General features: G+C 53.6%; 16 protein-coding genes and 1 pseudogene. 2 read left to right on the forward strand and 15 right to left on the reverse strand.

The features are described 5' to 3' along the window. Window positions 1–69: 69 nt before the first annotated feature. From DBV39_RS16175 to DBV39_RS16225, 11 genes are all read right to left on the reverse strand, one after another. Window positions 70–1197 carry a glycosyltransferase gene (locus tag DBV39_RS16175; protein ID WP_108622422.1) on the reverse strand — a complete coding sequence of 376 codons (1128 nt, stop codon included), beginning with the start codon at window positions 1195–1197 and terminating at the stop codon, window positions 70–72. Between the two features lie 53 nt (window positions 1198–1250). Continuing rightward, window positions 1251–2462 carry a glycosyltransferase family 4 protein gene (locus DBV39_RS16180; RefSeq protein ID WP_108622423.1) on the reverse strand — a complete coding sequence of 404 codons (1212 nt, stop codon included), beginning with the start codon at window positions 2460–2462 and terminating at the stop codon, window positions 1251–1253. A 356-nt stretch (window positions 2463–2818) separates the two neighbouring features. Beyond that, a complete protein-coding gene (locus DBV39_RS16185; protein WP_108622424.1) occupies window positions 2819–4054 on the reverse strand; it encodes an ABC transporter ATP-binding protein in 1236 nt (411 codons plus the stop codon). Then, window positions 4054–4845: an ABC transporter permease gene (locus DBV39_RS16190; protein WP_108622425.1), complete on the reverse strand. Its 792-nt coding sequence runs from the start codon at window positions 4843–4845 to the stop codon at window positions 4054–4056. Before DBV39_RS16190 ends, DBV39_RS16185 begins: the two co-directional genes overlap by 1 nt. A gap of 92 nt (window positions 4846–4937) precedes the next feature. Beyond that, window positions 4938–5825: a glucose-1-phosphate thymidylyltransferase RfbA gene (gene rfbA, locus DBV39_RS16195; RefSeq protein WP_108622426.1), complete on the reverse strand. Its 888-nt coding sequence runs from the start codon at window positions 5823–5825 to the stop codon at window positions 4938–4940. An 80-nt stretch (window positions 5826–5905) separates the two neighbouring features. Continuing rightward, a complete protein-coding gene (rfbB, locus tag DBV39_RS16200; protein ID WP_108622427.1) occupies window positions 5906–6979 on the reverse strand; it encodes a dTDP-glucose 4,6-dehydratase in 1074 nt (357 codons plus the stop codon). Between the two features lie 139 nt (window positions 6980–7118). Continuing rightward, on the reverse strand, window positions 7119–7643 hold the full coding sequence (locus DBV39_RS16205) for a hypothetical protein (RefSeq protein ID WP_108622428.1): 525 nt from the start codon (window positions 7641–7643) through the stop codon (window positions 7119–7121). A 118-nt stretch (window positions 7644–7761) separates the two neighbouring features. After that, window positions 7762–8700, reverse strand: a complete 939-nt coding sequence (locus tag DBV39_RS16210; RefSeq protein WP_108622429.1) for an ABC transporter substrate-binding protein — start codon at window positions 8698–8700, stop codon at window positions 7762–7764. A 13-nt stretch (window positions 8701–8713) separates the two neighbouring features. Then, window positions 8714–9415: an ABC transporter ATP-binding protein gene (locus DBV39_RS16215; RefSeq protein ID WP_108622430.1), complete on the reverse strand. Its 702-nt coding sequence runs from the start codon at window positions 9413–9415 to the stop codon at window positions 8714–8716. Beyond that, entirely contained in the window at window positions 9412–10173 is a 762-nt protein-coding gene (locus tag DBV39_RS16220) for an ABC transporter permease (RefSeq protein WP_227870680.1), read from the reverse strand. The genes DBV39_RS16215 and DBV39_RS16220 overlap by 4 nt, the downstream gene beginning before the upstream one ends. Then, window positions 10170–10715 carry a hypothetical protein gene (locus DBV39_RS16225; protein WP_108622432.1) on the reverse strand — a complete coding sequence of 182 codons (546 nt, stop codon included), beginning with the start codon at window positions 10713–10715 and terminating at the stop codon, window positions 10170–10172. Before DBV39_RS16225 ends, DBV39_RS16220 begins: the two co-directional genes overlap by 4 nt. 452 nt (window positions 10716–11167) lie before the next feature. Between DBV39_RS16225 and leuC the strand changes: the two genes are divergently transcribed. Together leuC and leuD are read left to right on the forward strand one after the other, a co-directional pair. Beyond that, entirely contained in the window at window positions 11168–12571 is a 1404-nt protein-coding gene (gene leuC / locus DBV39_RS16235; protein ID WP_108622434.1) for a 3-isopropylmalate dehydratase large subunit, read from the forward strand. Between the two features lie 2 nt (window positions 12572–12573). Continuing rightward, window positions 12574–13209 (forward strand): 3-isopropylmalate dehydratase small subunit, encoded by a 636-nt coding sequence (gene leuD / locus DBV39_RS16240; RefSeq protein WP_108622435.1) that lies wholly within the window; start codon window positions 12574–12576, stop codon window positions 13207–13209. A 175-nt stretch (window positions 13210–13384) separates the two neighbouring features. Here leuD and DBV39_RS16245 read toward each other — a convergent pair. From DBV39_RS16245 to DBV39_RS16260, 4 genes and pseudogenes are all read right to left on the reverse strand, one after another. Further along, window positions 13385–14799, reverse strand: a pseudogene (locus tag DBV39_RS16245) (FAD-dependent oxidoreductase). Further along, the gene (locus tag DBV39_RS16250) at window positions 14796–15749 is read right to left on the reverse strand and encodes a polysaccharide deacetylase family protein (RefSeq protein WP_108622436.1); all 954 of its coding nucleotides are present in this window, start codon (window positions 15747–15749) and stop codon (window positions 14796–14798) included. The pseudogene DBV39_RS16245 and the gene DBV39_RS16250 overlap by 4 nt, the downstream one beginning before the upstream one ends. Beyond that, window positions 15746–16702 carry a polysaccharide deacetylase family protein gene (locus tag DBV39_RS16255; RefSeq protein ID WP_108622437.1) on the reverse strand — a complete coding sequence of 319 codons (957 nt, stop codon included), beginning with the start codon at window positions 16700–16702 and terminating at the stop codon, window positions 15746–15748. Before DBV39_RS16255 ends, DBV39_RS16250 begins: the two co-directional genes overlap by 4 nt. A gap of 17 nt (window positions 16703–16719) precedes the next feature. Beyond that, entirely contained in the window at window positions 16720–17388 is a 669-nt protein-coding gene (locus DBV39_RS16260; RefSeq protein WP_108622438.1) for an isochorismatase family protein, read from the reverse strand. Between the last annotated feature and the right edge of the window lie 8 nt (window positions 17389–17396).

Consider the following 17396-nt stretch of genomic DNA (forward strand, 5'->3'; position numbering starts at 1 on the left):
CCTGATGTTTACTTCCTGCCCAGGATGACGCCTGTGTATTGCAGCAGGTCGAGTTGGCCGCTCAGTGTCCTACCGGGCAAGGATTTCGCCGTAAACCCTGGAGTAAGACGCTCCAAGGATGCTCCCCGAAAAAAGCCTCTCGTAACGGGCTCTCGCCCCGGTTCCAAGTCGCTCTGCCAGTACTTGATCGTGAAAGATCTGATTCATTGCGTTTGCAAGATCTCGAGCGGAGGCAGCAGGTACAACCAGGCCGGATTCATTGTGTTTATTGACGAAACTGGTGCCGCTTCCGATTTCACAACTGATTAAAGGCTTGCTGAATATGCTGGCTTCAACCATGCTCATTCCGAATGCCTCCGATCTGAGCTGAGAAGGTAGTACCAAGGCGCTACAGCCTTTAAGTAGTCGAATCTTCTTCGCTTCAGATACTTGTCCGATAAGGTGTACGTTTTTGAGATTCAGGTTCTGTTTGAGTGTGCAAAGAAAGTCGTGTTCAGATCCGGTTCCTGCTATAACCAGATCGCCATGGAACGCGGTAGCAGCGTGTAACAGAATATCGAGCCCTTTGTAGTAGCGGAGTGCTCCAATAAATAGAATGTAGGGCGTCTGGAAAGAATCCGTGCACTTGTCATTGTCGATTTCGTCTGCAGAACCCGTTAGGTAATGATTTTCGTCTATGCCGAGTGGAATCACTGAAACGCGTCCCTGAAGCTGTTTGCAGGACAGGACCGGACTGGTTTCGACATAGTTTGGCGACGTAGCAACTATTCTGTCCATTGACCGTAGCGTTCTCCACATCAAAGGAGCATATATTTTCGCGATAAACTTTTGCCTGACTATGTCTGAATGATAAGTCATTAATCTGGGTTTAGACTTTTCAAGGGTTATGTTTAGAAAATCAAGAAGCGGCCACGGGAAGTGAAAGTGTAGAATATCCGCCCATTTAGCCAGTTTCCTGAAGAGCATGAACGCATCAGGTCCGCCGATGTCGCATGAAACGGGAGAAATCCAGGACCGGGATCTCAGAATATGAATTCCGCTTCTTTCAATATGGTTTGGATCAGGGTTGGGGGATAGCGTGAATACGCGTGACTCATGGCCAAATCGCTGCCCTGATATGCAGATCTGACGAATAGCCTCTTGTAAACCTCCGGGCGGGTCAGGAAAGAAAGTTCTGTATACATGAAGAACTTTCATTGCAGCTTTCGAATGGAAGATTTAAGAGCGATTGATGGCATGTGATCAACAGGTTATTTATTACGGAAACTTGTTCGGGCGCATTTGATTAAAGTCTGCGTCAGTTGGTCAGCAGATCTTTCCCAGCTAAACCTGTTCTGGACGAGTGTCGTCAGCTTCGCCAGGTCAGCGATTGGCACTCCGGCTTTTGCAACCTTGAGTATCGCCTTTTCCCATTCTTCCGGATCTAGCGGGTCACAAAAGATGAACCCCGTCTGGATCAGTTCGGTCATGGCAGGGCGATTGCTGCAGATGACAGGAACGCCGAGCAACGCGGCTTCGAGTGGTGGAAGTCCGAAACCTTCGAAAAGACTAGGAAAAACCAGGGCAACGGATTTTTTGAGAACGTTTGCGACAGCACCATCATCGAGTTTGCCGAGAAAGTGCACCCGGTCGGCGATTCCAAGCCTTTGAGCCACTCCCGAGCACCGGTGGTTGTCGCCAATCAAGACAAGGTGGATTTCAGCTAGTTTCCGGCTTGTAAGGGCCTGTAGTACAACCTCGACATTCTTGTGCCGATCATATGAGCCTAGGTAAACAATGAACGGTGCGTGGGGCAAATCTACTTTGCAGTCTGCTCGAGTCTCTAGTGGGGAGACGCCATTGTGGATGACCGAGATTCTTGTGGGATCAATGGCTAGCTCATGCTGGAGGTGTTGAACATTTGATTTGCTGATCGTAACTATGTGATCAACTTTTCTGGCGGTTTCACGGAGTCTGTTCTTCCAGTCTTCTACGATTGGTCTGGGAAACTGGTCCGGAAAAAGAAGCGGAATGACATCATGGATCATAACCACTGCCGGTCGTGGAGGGTCCGCCGGGCACCAGTGGATTGAAGAGTAAAAATAAACATGTTTGTATTCTTCATCACTGGAGCAGTGCGAAGAAACAGCTTCAAGATTTTTTGAAAGTGATTTGAGCAGCTCTCTCGTGACCCTTCCTATTCCTCTCTCGTCGACCAGTGGCGCATTCGAGAAGTGAATCAATATGTCGCCGTGCTTGAGTGTTGTGAATCCAAAACTAATACTGTCTTGAAAGAAAAGCTTGTTCTTGATTTTATTCCACACCCACGGGTTTGTTTTTAGAATTTTCTTTCCGACGCGGATTGCTCCTGGGCTGGACAGGACCATGCTTCTCAGGCCTTGAATCAGAGTTTTCTGGAATGCGAATTCATGGTTCTTTCTAATTTCAGAATGGGATCGCACTGAGCGATCTTTTTTAAACATGGTGCACTCCGATTCTGCGGCTATGAGCACCCCTCAGGTGGTGAAAGAAGAATGCCTGACATCCTCAAGCGCATTCCGGAGGCGTGTGTTCCTTTAATCTTCTTCTTTTGAAAATATTTTTCTTTCTTCCTTGATATTTATTTTCAAAGATGTCGTTTCATCAGTAATATTCACGAAACGCATTGTCATTAAGTATCGTGCTATACGTGGCGATCTGGCCTTGTTATCGCCGGGATTTCCTTGGCGAGTGTTGCGCCAGGACTTTCGTGGCCTCTGAAATTCTCTAGCGCCGAATGGAATTCGGATTTAGCGGGATTCGTTAGTATTCGTAAGATCAACGGCAATAGGCAAAACCATCAATATGAGTCATGGTGCTTATCAATTTTGACGGATGGGTTCATCCAGTTACAACCAGAAAACTCCTCGCCTGTGGTGTTTATCACTTTAAAAAGCAATGCGCGTTCTCGCCACTCATAGTTATTTAACAGGTGTGTTTCAGAGCTCGAAAGAGAGGTCTGTATTGAGTACTCCCCGGGTCCCAGAGTCATGTCGAAACGGAACTCGACTGCTAGTTCGTCTCCAGACTTGGTCTTCAGAACCGGAATGCCTTTGATGTGTGTGTTCGTGCCGTACATCACTTGACCAAGTCTGTCCTTGATGCCATAGCCAACAATCAGTCGCGGGATGTCTGCGTGTACTCTCACTTTCACTCGCAATGTGATGGTCTGACCTACTCGTACGACTTCAACTGGGGAGTTTTGATGGTCCAGTAGCTCAAGCGTAAGAGTAGTTGCCTCGCCGGTTCCGGAAACGACTCGATATGAGTGGTCTGGCAGCTTGACCACTGCGATGGTCTGCTCCTGACCACTTGCCAGCATGGCGTTGTAGTAGTCCATGATGAGATCAGGAGGGCCACTCCTGAGAATTCGCCCTTTATCCAGAAGGATGCACCGATCGCAGATGGACAGGATGGCCTGTTTGTCGTGACTGACCAGCAAAAGGGTAGTTCCATCCCGGCGAAACTGTCTGATACGCTCAAAACTTTTATGTTGAAAGTAGGCGTCACCTACGGATAATGCCTCGTCAACAATCAGGATGTCCGGACGTTTCGCTGTGGCGACGCTAAATGCGAGGCGCATTTGCATTCCACTGCTGTATGTGCGTACTGGCTCATCAATGTGATGGCCAATTTCAGCAAACCTTTCTATGTGAGGCATTAGGTCGTGGATTTCATTCGACTGATACCCTAGAAGTTGAGCGGCCATGTAGGCGTTCTCCCGACCGGTGAAGTCTGGATGAAATCCCAGGCCGAGTTCAAGCAGCGCTGAAACTCGACCATTGATTTGAATGCTTCCACTGGTTGGCGCACTGGTTCCGGATATCAGTTTGAGCAATGTGCTTTTTCCTGCCCCATTGAAACCCACGATCCCCAGCGCTTCACCTTTGTTAACGTCGAGGCTAATGCTGTCGAGCACGCATTGAGACTCGTATCTGGTCTTTCCCAGTGGGTCAAGCCAGTCTGCCAGCCTTGCCCATTTTGTCCTGTAGCGGCGGTAGACCTTGCTTAAGCCCTTAATAGAGATTGCTGGCATTACAACTCGTCCACAATTTCTGCCGCTCTTCTTTTGAATAAGATCGCGGCAAATGTGCACAGTGTGAGTGAGAAGGCTCCGAGATAGATCCATTCGCTACCAGGCCACTGCCTATGGACGATGATTGTTTGAATCTCCTTGATGAATCCCGTCATCGGGTTGATCTGGATAAGTGCTTTGATTGGTTCCGGCAGAATAGAAGAAGGATAGACAATTGGTGTAAGCCAGAACCAGAAATGGAGAAAGATACTGTAGAAGTGAGCAGCATCTCGAAAGAATACATTGATGATGCCAACGATCACTCCCAGGCTGACTGAGAAAAGAACCAGGATGGCCAACAGCGGAAATATCGCCAGGTAGACGATTCCTGGAAAATTTCCGCTCACCAGCAAAAAAATTGTGAATAACGTAAAGATGACCAGGAAGTTGAGTAGAGCGTTGATCGTGACGGAGATCGGGATACACAGCTTCGGGAAGTTGACCTTTTTTATGAGATTGGCATTATCGAGAAACATGCTCTGGCATTTGCTGGTTATCTCTGAAAAGAGTCCCCACATGATGATGCCGCTACATAGAAAGATGCTGTAGCCGAATGTGCTTTCAACGCCAGGTAGTCTGGCCTTCATGATCTGGGAAAAGATGACTGTGTAGATCAGGATCTGGGACAAGGGGCTCAAAACGACCCAGGTAGAACCCAGCAGGGAGTTTCGGTAGCGTGACTGAAACTCCCTGCGAACGTTGCCGACAATGAACTGGCGGAAGACCCAGACCTTATGAACAGATTCAATCATCACGAGACCATCTCGTCTTCTTTAAACGGAGAAGATTACACCGACAGTCTGTGGCTTTTGATCCCGTCGGTCAATGGCAATGCGGATTCGTGTCAATAGATACGGTCGTTGATGAGACGTAGCAAATACTGCCCGTATCCGTTTTTGAGTAGTGGCTGTGCAAGTTCCTTTAACTGGGCCTCGTCAATCCACTGTTGCCGGAACGCTATTTCCTCAGGGCAGGCAACCTTCAGGCCTTGTCTGCTTTCCAGTGTCGCAATGAATTGACTCGCGTCCAGTAATGATTCATGTGTACCCGTGTCGAGCCAGGCATAACCCCGGCCCATGATCTCGACATTGAGCTGATCGCGCTCGAGATACATGCGGTTAAGGTCCGTGATTTCGAGTTCGCCTCGTGGCGATGGTTTCAGGGATTTCGCAAATTCCACGGCCTGGTTGTCGTAGAAGTAGAGACCGGTAACAGCATAGCTAGATTTGGGTTGACTGGGCTTTTCTTCCAGCGAAAGGGCTTTGCCGTTCTCGTCAAATTCGGCTACACCGTATCGTTGCGGATCGTGCACGTGATAGGCAAAGACGCTGGCTCCATTCGTCCTTTGTACGGCGTTGGCCAGCAGAAGGTGAAGGTCATGACCATAGAAGATATTGTCCCCCAGAACCAGTGCCGAAGGACTGTTGTCCAGGAATGACTCACCGATCAGATACGCCTGGGCGAGCCCGTCAGGGGAGGCCTGGATTGCATACTGCAGATTCAGGCCCCATTGGCTGCCATCCCCGAGCAGCTGCTCGAATCGGGGTGTGTCCTGAGGAGTGCTGATCACAAGGATGTCCCGGATGCCCGCGAGCATCAGCGTGCTCAAAGGGTAGTAGATCATCGGCTTGTCAAACACGGGAAGCAGTTGTTTGCTGATGGCGAGCGTTGCCGGGTGCAGACGGGTACCAGAGCCGCCCGCGAGAATGATGCCTTTGCGCTTGATGGTCATGTCAGGTTCAGTCCAAAATTCGTGTATGTGGCTGGAAAAACTGGTTGGGCAGCGATGGATACATACTTGGATTATCAAAGTCAGGGCGTTGCCACTGAACCGTATTGCTTGCCGACCCATTCACGGTAATCGCCCGACTGAACGTCTTGTACCCATTGCGGATTGTCAAGATACCATCTGATCGTCTTGTAAATACCTGTCTCGAAAGTTTCTTCTGGCTTCCATCCCAGTTCACGCTCAATCTTGCGAGCGTCAATTGCGTAACGCCGGTCGTGACCAGGGCGATCCTGTACGTAGCAGATCTGGGTGTCGTAACTGCTGCCATCAGGCTTGGGTCTGAGTTGGTCAAGAATGGTACACACAGTCTTGACGATCTCGATATTGGGCATCTCGTTCCAGCCACCAACGTTGTAGGTTTCGCCAACATGCCCGGCGCTCAGGACCCTGCGAATGGCGCTGCAGTGGTCTTTTACGTAGAGCCAGTCGCGAATCTGCATGCCGTCACCATAGACGGGGAGCGGTTTGCCAGCGAGCGCGTTGACGATCATGAGCGGGATGAGCTTTTCAGGGAAGTGGTACGGACCATAGTTGTTCGAACAGTTGGTTGTCAGTACTGGTAGTCCGTACGTATGGTGCCAGGCTCGCACCAGGTGGTCTGAGGCGGCTTTACTGGCACTGTAGGGACTGTTTGGCTCGTAAGCGTGCTCTTCGGTGAACGCAGGTGCATCAGGTGAAAGTGTCCCATACACCTCATCGGTGCTCACATGCAGAAGCCGAAAATTACATTTCGCCTGCTCATCCAGGTTCAGCCAGTACTCTCGAGTGCATTCGAGCAGGTTGAACGTGCCCTGGATATTGGTCTGGATGAACTCACCTGGTCCGTGGATGGACCGGTCGACATGACTCTCCGCCGCAAAGTTTAGAATGGCACGTGGCTTGTACTCAACCAGCAGTCGGGAGACCAGAGAGCGGTCTCCAATATCTCCTTGAACAAAAACATGGGATGAGTTGCCTTCAAGAGAGACCAGGTTTCCGAGATTGCCGGCATACGTCAGCTTGTCCAGGTTGATGACAGGTTCTTTGCTCTGTGCGAGCCAGTCGAGCACAAAGTTTGATCCGATGAAACCTGCTCCGCCCGTTACCAGAATTGCCATACCTGTCCCTGTCCACGATTTAAATCATGGTCGAAGTATAGGAATATTTTGAAGATAATAGTCAGCCTTACTGAATTCATTCAGGCAAAATCCTGCTCACTGGCTACGTCGTGTGAGCGCTTGTATGCACGGGGGACCGTCATGATCCATGTTCGATCGTGAACAGCGTTGATTCGGGCTCGTTCAGGATTTGCGACACTTTGCGATGCTTGTATTCAAGGAACGCCTGACGCTCTTCAGATACCGGTTTGTCCTGCCAGTTCGCGACTTGTTCTCGAAACTCATCATCAAAGATGCGCGCATCTGGCCAGATGCGCACGCTCCGGTTCCTGTAAGTGATGTCGAACACAAACTGTCCACCAATTGACATGGGCGCTTGCGGGTGGTCGAGCATCGGCTTTTGCAGGCATCGGCCTTCGCGGATCGCCAGACTGATCATCTCGACGCAATCCAGAATCCCGGGTCCACAGAATCCTAGCGTCCAGTAGAGTTCCCTTCGGTTGACTGGCTCACTCGGGGACAGCCTGTCGAAGGCCGCCTTGCAGACGCGGATCATCAACGCGGCAGCGATCACATTGCCGTAACCCGTGTATTTCAGAAGGTCTTCCCGTGTCAGCGTGATGATGCCGTCCTGATCGCAGACAGTTACTGAGTATTCGTTCATGGTGTTTGGGTGATGGAAGTCATGTGTGTAAGAAAAGCCCGCAGCAACGGACAGACTGAGCCGATTCTTGCTCTGTCTGTCCGGGGCCTGGCGTCAGACTGATGTCTGGCGGGAGACATCAATTGGCCTGCATGGCCTGGGGCAGAATGATGGCTTCAATGTTCACCGGTTTGCGCATGAGATCGTTGTCGAGCATGAAGCTCATCTCAGCTTGCAGGTTGGGGATGTCACTCTGGTCCAGTCGCTGCGTGAAATGTGCCCAGTCGTATAGCGTATTGGCATCTGCCAGGCTGACGCCTTGCTGTCTGGCACCAAGTTCAATAGCCTGCTCCTTGTTCTCGGATATCCACCTGGCGGCCATGTCGTGTGCGCGTATCACTGCATCGATCCACTCAGGGTGTTTGTGTGCGACGCCTTCACTGGTTGCCATGACAAGCGTCGGCACAGTTAGTCCTGTTGCTGTCGTGATAGTCTGCGCGCCTTCGCGCTGCGCGTTCATGATTGCGCCGGCAGCAAGCAGTGCGGCGTCAATCTGGCCGCTTTGAAGGGCTGCGAACGCTTGAGGAATCCCCATCTGGATGAATTCAACATCGTTGATGGTCATGCCTTCTTTAACCAGTGCGGCAACCAGAGTCTGGTGCAGCACGGTTCCTTTCGGTCCGGCCACCTTTTTGCCCTTGAGTTCGGCGACGGTGCTGGGTCCGCCTTTCGCACCCACGATCGCGAAAGTATCGGTCGGTCGCGAGACGCCAGCCAGTATCTGGACAGGATTGCCTGCGGCATTGGCCATTAGTACGGATGCTGTGTTCATGACGCCGGCAATGTCCAGGTCTCCACTGGCGAGAGCCTGCGCCTGTTGTGAGCCGGACGTGATTTCGTGCCACTTCACATCGACGTTCTGCTTCGCCATTTCGCTCTCAAGTAATCCGTGCTCCTTCATCACAATCATCTGTAGGTTAAAAGGCGAGCGTACATAGCTGATGTCGAGCGTTTCAGCACTTGCAGTTGCACCCAGTGCGCTGGCGCTGAGCAGAATCGAAGTAATTACTTTTTTCATGATGCTTCCTGATTCAATGATGGGAAAGGTTTTCGTTATGTCCAAGACTCTGGTTCAGATACTGATGAATGTCGGCGCTCATGCTGCATGGATACTGCCCGTCTCGCTTCACGAAGGAGGCGACGATCTTGCCCGCATGCATGACCAGCAGGCGGTTGCTTATCAACTCCGCCTCATTCAGGTCATGTGTGACAAACAGGCATTGCAGTGACTCCTGTGCGACAAGTGAAATCAGCATCTGCTGGAGTTCTGAGCGCGTGATGGCGTCGAGTGCAGCGAATGGCTCATCCATCAGCAGGATGTCCGGCTTCTGCAGCAGTGCTCTGGCAATCGAAACACGTTGAGCCATCCCGCCGGATAGTTCTCGCGGAAACTTCTGTTCGATACCTGCCAGATGGACCTGACCCAGTGCGTGCTGGATGCACTGCGGGTCACTGTTGTGCGCGCGAGACAGAGCCAGAGCAAGGTTCTCACGGACGTCCAGCCACGGAAGCAGACGCGGTTCCTGAAACACCACGGCCATATTCTTGTGATTGGCGTCGATAACACCCGAATCGCAGGTGAGAAGGCCTGCAACGATTCGCAGCAAGGTGGATTTTCCGCATCCAGACGCGCCGACAAGCGCCGTGACCGGATGGGATCCGAGTTCGACGGTCAGGTCATTGATGACCACCTGGTCACCGAAACGTCTGGTGATGTTCTTGAGGATGGTCATGAGCGGCAAATTTCCGGAAATCGCCTGCTCAGCTTGCGGCAGAGCAGCTGATCAAACAGGGTGTCTAGCAGCCAGCCAATCATGCCAATGGTCAGGATGCCAACCATCACGTCGTCTGTGCGCATCATTTCCTGAGAGTCAATGATCAGATAGCCCAGACCGGCCGACGCGGCGATAAGCTCTGCCCCGATCAGGGCGCGCCAACTGTATCCGAATCCGACCCGGACTCCTGTGATGATCGAGGGAACGGCACCAGGCAGTACGATCCATCGAAAGTAGCGAAGACGGCCGAGCTGAAGACTTCTGGCTAGTTCCTGGTGTGACGGGTCGACCCGTCGCAACCCGTCCCGGGTGTTCAGGAACACAGGGAAGATCGATGCCAGAATGATGATCGCCAGCTGGGTTGTGCTGCCTATCCCGAACCACAGGATCAACAGTGGCGTCATGGCCAGTGGCGGGATCATGCGAAGCAGGGCCAAAGGTGCAGACAGAAGTTGCTCAACCGTGCGGGAGCCGTTCACGAGCAGTGCCAGTGCGAAAGCCAGCACGCAGCTGATTCCAAATCCCTGAAACACACGACTGAGCGACACCAGAATGCTGTGGCTCAGTATGCCGCTTGCATAAAGACTCTTCGCCGCAGTCCATACCGTTTCCGGAGCGGGCAGCAGATAGGATGAAACCAGACCCGAACTGGCAATCAACTGCCAGTACATTAATATCGCCAGTGGCATCACCAGCGACTTCGCGCGTTGCATCATAGCTTCCGGATGACTTGCTCGGCTGTATGTTGCAACAGGGTGTTGGCGAGTTCGTGCTTGAGGTTCGTCCAGTGCGCGAGCAGCTCCTTGCTTGCGTTGGGATCTTTGCTTGCCTTGCCAGTTGCAATGAAGTCTGCACTTGGCGCGCCTTCAATCGGGGACAGTTCGACAGACTTTGCGTCGTATGTAAATTGGAAATAGAAGGCGCCAGCCACGCCTTTGAGTGCGACCGGATGCTCGAAGCTCGTATCGAGTTCGAATCGCTGCTCGCTGCACATGCGGGTCACCAGTTCAAAAACATCGCGGGCACCAAGTCCGGGGAACGCAGTAAACAGGCTGACTGCCCGTCGGCTCAATGGCAGGCCGTGGTTGAGCTCGCGCTGAACGGCTTGTAGCAACCGAAACCCCAGTACGACCCCGCCCACTGCGTCGTAACCGTGGAAGTCGAAGCAGTCCTGGATGTGGAATGTGACTGAGCGACCTTCGTCGATGACGGTGATTTCAGGGTCAACCCACTGGTTGATGGAAAGAAGTTGGCTCATGATGTTAATGCGAATGATAGTAGTTATCAGCATCATATCTGATAACTGAAATATGAATCGAGCATCTGGCCACCAACGCCTGATCCAGATCAATCTGCTTGCTTCTTTTGTGTACCAAGTCCAGACAGCAGGTGCGGGAAATGCCAGAACCAGATGTCCCAGACCGAGCAGACTGTGCGTTCGGACGGGTTTGCGTGTGAAGAATCGTGCCAGTCTGAGGAATCGACCTGAGGTTGGGAGTGTTGTACTGCTGCTGAGTGAGGGACGTCCAATACATGCGGGGAAGATAGCCTGCTTATATGTACTATAAGTAGCACAATAAATACGATGAAATTACGCTCATCTGCTTGTATGGTAGGTACACTACGAGAAAGTCCACGAGCTGTGCACGGGTTGTTCCGACGCAGTCGGGATGCGGTTGCCAACGCATATTCAAAGGATGTATCAAGGTTATGAGTCAGACACTTTTTCAGAAGATCTGGTCACCGCATATCATCGTGCCCAGAGAGCAGGGGCCCTCATTGCTGTACATTGATCGGCACATCGTGCACGAAGGCTCCTTTCACGCCTTTAACCAGTTGCGGGCCCGGAGCCTGAAACTGCGTCATCCTTCCCAGGTGTTTGGTGTGCCCGATCACTACGTTCCGACGAATGGGCGGCGTGCTCAGGATGCGGCAACACCCGAGATTGCACGGATGATCACTCAGTTCGACAGCAACATGAAATGGGGCGATGTGCCGCATTTCAATCTGGCAGACAAGCGGCAGGGAATTGTGCATGTGGTGGGACCAGAACAAGGACTGACGCTACCCGGTATGACGGTGGTCTGTAGCGATAGTCATACATCGACGCATGGTGCGCTTGGTGCGATTGCATTTGGAATCGGGCAATCCGAGAGCATGCACGTGATGGCCACGCAAACACTGTGGCAGAGCCAGCCGCGCGTTATGCGAGTTCGCGTCGAAGGAGCATTGCACCCCGGAGTTTCAGCCAAGGACATCATCCTGGCCATCATCGCCAGAATCGGTGCTTCCGGCGCAGTGGGACATGCGATAGAGTATGCAGGATCAGCCATTACCTCACTGGATATGGATGGACGTCTGACCGTCTGCAACATGTCCATTGAAGCAGGTGCAAGGCTGGGTTCGATTGCACCAGACGATACCGTTTTCGAGTATCTCGCAGGCAGGCCGCAGGCCCCGAAGGGTGTGGACTGGGATCGAGGCCTGAAATACTGGCGCACCTTGCGTTCGGATGATGATGCGCAGTTTGATCGTGAGGTTGTGCTGGATGCCAGCGAGATCAAGCCGATGGTGACCTGGGGAACCAGTCCTGATGCGGGTTGTGCCATCGATGGTGTCGTGCCGGATCCAGATCTGCTCAAAGATGCGCAGTCACGTGATGGCGCCAGGCAGGCGCTGGAATACATGGGTCTGCAGCCCGGCATGCGGATAGCGGACATCAACATTGATCGTGTCTTCATCGGCTCCTGTACGAACAGCCGGCTGAGCGATCTCAAAGAGGCAGCAAAGATCCTTGAGGGGCGAAAGGTGAGTGTGCCCGGAATGGTGGTGCCAGGATCCGGACTGGTCAAGGAGCAGGCTGAAGCGCTGGGACTGGACAAGGTCTTCGTGCAGGCAGGACTTGAATGGCGCTCTCCGGGTTGCTCCATGTGTGCGGCCATGAATGGTGACATTGGTCAGCCTGGTGAGCGCATCGCATCCACCTCGAACAGAAATTTTGTGGGACGCCAAGGTCCTGGTGCAAGAACACATCTGATGAGTCCAGCGATGGCAGCCGCTGCGGCTGTGACCGGCAAGCTGACTGACGTACGAACACTGACTGGCGCGAATTGATCATGAGCACACAAGAAACCACGTTTGAACCCCTGACCACCTTGACCGACCGCGTTGCAGTCCTGCGTGGGCCGAACACGGATACGGATCAGATCATCCCGGCTCGATTCCTCAAGAAGGACCGTGCACAGGGATATGGGCAGTTCCTGTTTCACGACATGCGGTTTTCTGATGATGGCGGGATCCGATCACATCCGTTAAATACGAGTGAAGGAGAGCACCCGCGCATTCTTGTTGTAGAAGAGAACTTTGGTTGCGGATCCTCGAGAGAGGGTGCGGTCTACGCGCTCGCGGACTACGGCGTACGAGTGGTGGTAGGCACAACGTTTGGTGATATCTTTCACAACAACTGTTTCAAAAATGGTGTCTTGCCAGTGCGTTTGCACCCGGACGACCATGCCAGACTGATGGGCGTGCTGGCTGGTCCGGATGCTCTGACCCAGCTGACTGTCAGTCTGGAAGAGGGCCGGATTCGCTGGGATGACGGTGATGCCAGTTTTGAAGTGGACGCTTTCTGGAAAGAGTGCTTGATGAGAGGGCTCGACGAGCTATCGCTAACGCTTTCATACCGTGATCAGATCGACGCTTTTGAGTCTCGGTACAGAAAGGACTTCCCCTGGTTCGCACCAGGTGCCTGATGGTCAGGCGCGCTATGTCCGTTGTTTGACCGGATCAGCAGTGCACCACGGGCCCACACTTGCGGTGACAGATAAGATCAGGGTACGCATCCGCACACAGTCTGCCCGCTTGTGATTGCTTAACAGCAATGATGCTGCTGGTCACCGGCAGGCGCTTTGGCAGTCACTTTGAACGTCACTTGTCCAAAGTCTGACGTGCGGCACTTTCCCCTGCCGTTGCTCCGAGCATCACGGCGGCCAGCAAGCCATTGCCCGAAAGGTAACCACTGTCCCCAGAGCCGGAAACGCCGCGAGCCGCTCCGCCACCTGCATACAGGCCGGGGATTGGCTGGCCGTTGGCACTGAGTACTTTCGCTTCAGGGTCGACCGCAAGCCCCCCTGGGTGTGAAACAAGGCGCCAGTCACTCTGATCGCATAGAAGGGTGAGGTCAATCTCTGGTCTGTCTGGAAGCGACGTCCCATGCTGTCCACACCTCCCTGATCGCAAAGCGCCCACGTCTGGCCGATCGTTTCGCTCAAGGTGTCCGCGGGAACCCGCATTAATCCGGCCAGTGCCTCGACAGAGTCTGCCTTTTGCACTGCGCCAGCGGACCAGGCTTGCCGGTAGTCTTCAAACTCCATCGCGGCGTCATGAATGCGATGATCGAAGATGTTCCAGGCAATGCCATCGGGCTGGGCCAGTACACGACGGGCCTGTTCCGAATAGCCTTCATGTTCATTTGAAAAACGCTCACCCAGACTGTTGATCTGAATGCCGCCCATCATCATGACCGACCAGGTGATCAGTGTCTGGTGAGGCCATGCCAGCGAGCCGTGACCTTGATAGGAGGCGAGATCCAGTGCCTGGGCACCAAGCCGCGCGCCCCACCTGAGCGCGTCGCCCTGGTTGCCGGCATGCCCGTAGTAGACCGCGGCATCCATTGCAGGCATGTAGCGTTTAACCATCTCTGCGTGACCGCCAAAGCCGCTGCAGGCGAGTATCACTGCATCGCAACCAATCTCTTCTGATGATCCGTCAGGTCGACTGACTCGCACACCACACACAGTACCTGAGTGGGTGACAAGAATAGTGTCTACCCGGGCTTCGCACAGGATATCAATGCCTGCCCGTTCTGCGGCATTGGTGAGAGCGCCCATGAGTTCGTCACCCGTGCGGCGTGGCGTTCCATGCATACGCAATGCGGAGTGTCCCGGATACAGGAACCCGGTTACCAGACTGAACTCGACACCATGGCGATCCGCAAGCCAGTGCAATGTTTTCGCGGAGCGTTGCGTGACCATCTGAACAATCACCGGGTCAGCTTCGTTATGGTTCTTGTGCTGGATGTCGCTGGCCATCAGATCAGGGCTGTCAGTGACTTCCAGTGCCTGCTGCCATCGGGTGGCGGCAGCAGGAATGAGCCCTGAAGACATTGCCGTACTGCCACGTGGGAGCGTGTCACGTTCAAGCACGAGAACCTCTGCGCGCGCATCCCGCGCAGCAAGTGCCGCAACCAGGCCACAGGCACCCGCACCGACAATCACCACCGGTACGTGCGTTTCGGGCAGTTTATCGACGGTCAAAACATCTGACTCGGATGTTTCTGTCATGGTTTCTGTGCCGCCTGCTTCTGCTGTTCGGCGAATGTGCTCACAATCTCGCCCGCCGTTGCGAGCCAGATCTGGTCGCGATGGGCCAGCACGTGATTAAGCACGCGCTCGACGCATCCAATCCGGTGCGGCTGGCCAGTCAGCCATGGATGCAGGCTGATGCCAAGCATGCGTCCAGCGTTCTGGGTCCTGCCCTCCTTGAGCATGAAGTCCGTTGCATCGATGACTTGATCTGCCCATTCGTCTTCGCTGTGAAGGTTACTCCCCATTACAAAGCTGTCCTCGACCTCAGTGTTCAGGGGCAGCATGGTCAGCGGTCCCGTCTCGACGGAAACCGGATAGGGAAGATCGTCGTTAACCCAGTCCATACAATACGACAGGCCAGCCTCCGGCAGGAGGGATAACGTGTTCCAGCTCTGACTGCGAGCTGGACTGAGCCAGCCCTGAATCTTCTTCCCTGTGGCAGCCCGCAGCACATCGACAGACCTGGAAATCAGTTCGGACTCTGCGTCACGGGAGAGATCCGGGGAGTGCAGGTGATCCATGTCCCAGCCGTGAGCGACGATTTCCCCCGCGCTTTGGCAGACACGTTCTATCAACTGGGGTGCTGACCCTGCCAGTGATGCGTTGATGGCATACGTAACAGGCAGTCCGTTTGCTTCAAAGAACTTCAGAAAACGATAAATGCCGACCCGGTTGCCGTAGTCACGCAAAGAAAAATGGCGTAAGTCGGGATAGGGCATAGTCATGCCGAAAGGCGTCTTGAAAGGCTTGCCTTTCTGGTCAAGAGGGAAATGCTGCAAGCTGACGTTGATCCAGACAGCAAGGGGCTTTCGGTCTGGCCAGACCAGTGGTGCACGGCTCTCAAGCATGCTCCACTCGTACCAGTCGTGGTCGTATCCGTAACGACGCTTTGAGTACTGGAGGTAAGTGTGGTCGAGCTGGCTCATGCTGCACCTCCTGCGCTGGCTTTACCGTCAATATCTTTGACCGCCTGGTCGTAATAGTTTTGCATGTAATGCTGGGCGATTTCGCGGCCTGTGGTCACCCAGACGCCTTCATGGCTGGTTATGTAGTCCAGCGCCTCTTCCAGGGCTGCCAGGCGATGTGGGCAGCTGACTTGATAGTTATGCGTGGGAATGCACATAACCGTTCCGGAGGTGGCTCCTTCCTGATACAGTCGGTCGAAGTGACGCTTGAGCATGGTCAGGTAGTGGCGCGGCGTTACCTTGTTCACGGTGTAGACGATTGTGTCGTTCATCTCCAGTGAATAGGGGACGGATACAAAACGACGCCCGCTCTGGATCTTGATCGGTGTGGGTTGATCATCGTGAAACAGGTCGCATGTGTAGATGCCTGCGGAGCTTTCCTGGCCAAACAGTTCGGCGCCGACTTCACTGAAAAGATCCAGTGTGTGGTCCGAGTGTGACAGGGCAGGTGCCAGATAGCCCGCGCATTCCTGTCCGGTGTGCCGATAAATGGTCTGCAAGGAATCACGAATCATCTCGCGTTCCTGTTCGACAGTCATGCCATAGGTGTAGCGGGTGTTGTAGATGCCATGGCTGAAGAACTCCCAGTTGCGCTCTTTGCAGGCTGCGATGATCTCGGGATGGTGTTCGCACAACGCAGTCGACAGCGAGATAGATCCCCTTACACCATATCGATCCAGGACTCGCATCTGTCGGTCGTGTCCGACCCGGTTCCCATAGTCACGAATCGAGTAGCCAGGAACGCTGGGATGCGGCGTCGGCCAGGCTTTTCGATGAGGATTGGCAGGAGGGTCGAGCTCGTAGAACTCAATGTTGGGTGCCACCCAGAATGCGACGCGGGCACCGCCCGGCCAGGTGATCTTCGGACGATTTTCGTAGGACCAGTAGTCGTAGTAGCCAGGGCTGGGTTTCATCGCGGTCACCTCGCAGGTCAGGATTGCTGGCTCTTGAGCCAGGACAGGACATCCTCGACTTTCATGACGTCGGCGTATTTCAGAACCATATCCGTCAAGTTGGCAAAATGATAGCTTTCGTGCTTGTCCGCAACGCACTCCATCGGCACAATGGTGCGATAGCCCCGCGACAGGCTCTCTACTACTGAGGCACGAACGCAGCCAGAAGTCGACCCGCCTGTGATGATGACGGTGTCCACCTTGTGCCAGACCATCAGGGACTGGAGGTTGGTTTCAAAGAAGACTGACGCCATGCGCTTGTTGATGAAAACGTCTTGCGCACGATCGAGCTCGAGACGGTCGTCGAGTTCGGATCGGACCGAGCCGACTTTGATGTTCTGCAGAGAGTCCTCGGTGTTGGTTCGTGTTCCCCATACGCCGGCGTCTTCGCCAGACTCCATGTACGCAACGTGCGTCCAGACAACTGGCCAGTTCAGTGCTCGGAATGCCTTGGCCAGTGTGTTGACGTATTCGATCTGGCGTGGGTCAGTCTCATACGCGGTCTTGAAGAGGTCCGTGCGGGTGTAGGCCTTCTGGAAGTCAACGTTGACGAGGATGGCTTTCTCGCCAAACCCGAACGGCACGCGCTGAGGGTTGGCCATCACTTCGTGAAAGATTTCGCGGGCAGTTTTGTTGGATTCGATCATGGGAGGCT

This window comes from Orrella marina (assembly GCF_003058465.1).
Taxonomy (GTDB): Bacteria; Pseudomonadota; Gammaproteobacteria; order Burkholderiales; family Burkholderiaceae_B; genus Algicoccus; species Algicoccus marinus.